We start from the raw sequence: 1,832 nt of genomic DNA, 5'->3' as shown, positions 1-1,832 counted from the left end.
GGGCCTGTCCGTGCACTACTACACGATCGCCGGCCCCTGGGAGGCGAAGGGCAGCTCGACCGAGTGAAAGGTTCCGGGGCGGAGGTCTGTGCGCGAGGCTCGGATCAGATCCGCTTCTCGGCGCGACGGCGCATCCAGAAGACACCGCCGCCGATCAGGGCCAGGCCCACGAGACCGCCGCCGATGGCCATGTCGGTCGGGGTGGCGCCCGTGGTGGTGCTGCCGCCGAGACCACCGCGGACACCGCCGATGACGGTGTAGGCGGCCGGGTTCGTCAGGGACTTCCCGTTGCAGGTGACCGTGATGCTGTGCGAGCCGGTGCTCGCGTTGGTGTTGACCACGGCGGTGCCCCGCGCCGTGCTGGTGGTCCCGGAGACCAGCGTCAGCGTGGTGGCCGGGAACGCGTCCGAGGTCGCGGTGCCGCCGGTCGGGCAGCCGTCGACCGTGATGGTCAGCTGGCCGCCCCGGGCGATCACGCTGGGCAGCGCGACGATGTTGCTGGGGTTGACGACCATGCCGTCCGCGACGGCGGCCGGGGCGGCGAGGGTGAGAACCGTGACAGCGGCGCCGGCGGCCGCCAGGGCACGAGTGGTACGCATTGTTCCTCCGCGGAAGACGCCCAGGGAACGGTCCCCGGTTGATCGGCGAGAAAGCGCCTCCCAGAAAGACCCTCAGATGCCTTGCCCGGACCCGCATTTCGACAATGGTCCGTCCTGGTGAGCGGACACGCCGGGGGAAAAGCACACAATCGGATATCTCCGCAGGTCACGGACCGTCAGAAATTTCCTGTTCACGGCAACTCGGATGGCGCACCACCCCTCTTCGGCGCCACCCGTTCGCCTCCGTCCCCGTCGCCGGTTCCGCACGCGGGACTTAGCGTTCTCGTATGCGCGAATGACGCGGTGACGGCCGCGTCGAGAGGGGAAGTCAATGTCTGCGTCCGAGCCGGCCGGTCTGGCCATGGAGGAGGAGCAGCGCAGAAAGCGTGCTCCTTGGGGCGTGATAGCGCTTGTTCTGCTGACCGGCCTCGCGCTCATTCGCAACGGTTCCGGGGAGTTCGACGTGGGCCCCCCGCAGCCCGCGTCGGCGGCCGCGGCGGACAGCCGGGTGGCGTCCGGCACCACCTTCGGCAACGCTCCCGCCCCGCTGCCGTTCTCGATGCCCGACCGGGTCTCGATCCCGGCGATCCAGGTCGACGCGCCGGTGATGCCGGTGGGCCTGGACGCGGACGGCTGGGTGGGCGCGCCGCCGCCGGAGGACCCGAACCTGGCCGGCTGGTTCACCGGCGCCGTCTCGCCCGGCGAGAAGGGCACCGCGGTGGTCGTCGGCCATGTCGACAACAAACAGGGCCCCGCCGTGTTCTACGGACTCGGGGCCCTGAAGAAGGGAAATCGCGTCGAGGTGCGGCGCAAGGACGGAAAGACGGCGATCTTCGAGATCTACGGCATCGAGGTCTTCGAGAAGGCGAATTTCCCCGGCGACCGTGTCTACGGCTCCAAGGGCACCCCGGAATTGCGGGTCATCACCTGCGGGGGCGGCTTTTCGAAGCAGACGGGTTACGCCGGGAACGTCGTCGTCTTCGCCCGCCTGGCCGAGGTCCGCTGAGCGTTCCCCGGCCGGGCGGCCTTTTCCGGTTCAGGCGTAGTGCCGTCGCGGGACGGTGATGTGATAGCCGGAATCCAGGAGCCGCGGGAGATAGTCGCGCAGCGCCCGGACACTCTGGGAGCGGTCGCCCCCGGCGTCGTGCGGCCACACCTGCGTCCGCGTTCGTCACCGGCCAGACGATCGCCTGTGACGGCGGCTACACCCTCAGCAGTTGACCGCCGATCAGC

The 1,832-nt window shown here is 69.7% G+C and carries 2 protein-coding genes and 1 pseudogene; 1 reads left to right on the top strand and 2 read right to left on the bottom strand.

The window, feature by feature from the left end:
- Positions 1–104: 104 nt before the first annotated feature.
- Entirely contained in the window at positions 105–599 is a 495-nt protein-coding gene (locus ABZ896_RS52690) for a hypothetical protein (protein ID WP_360946641.1), read from the bottom strand.
- A 331-nt stretch (positions 600–930) separates the two neighbouring features.
- Between ABZ896_RS52690 and ABZ896_RS52685 the strand changes: the two genes are divergently transcribed.
- Positions 931–1,605, top strand: coding sequence for a class F sortase (locus ABZ896_RS52685; RefSeq protein WP_360946638.1), 675 nt, complete (start codon positions 931–933; stop codon positions 1,603–1,605).
- A gap of 30 nt (positions 1,606–1,635) precedes the next feature.
- Here ABZ896_RS52685 and ABZ896_RS52680 read toward each other — a convergent pair.
- Positions 1,636–1,746 (bottom strand): annotated as a pseudogene (locus ABZ896_RS52680) (polysaccharide deacetylase family protein); the annotation flags it as partial.
- Positions 1,747–1,832 lie beyond the last annotated feature (86 nt).

This window comes from Streptomyces sp. NPDC047072 (genome assembly GCF_040643855.1).
In the GTDB taxonomy this organism is placed as follows: domain Bacteria; phylum Actinomycetota; class Actinomycetes; order Streptomycetales; family Streptomycetaceae; genus Streptomyces.
Note: the sequence above shows the minus strand (reverse complement) of the source record. Positions and strands in the feature narration are given on the sequence as shown.

Coding starts and splice junctions, on each gene's coding strand:
- ABZ896_RS52690 (WP_360946641.1), bottom strand. CDS start 599: ATGCGTACCACTCGTGCCCTGGCGGCCGCCGGCGCCGCTGTCACGGTT.
- ABZ896_RS52685 (WP_360946638.1), top strand. CDS start 931: ATGTCTGCGTCCGAGCCGGCCGGTCTGGCCATGGAGGAGGAGCAGCGC.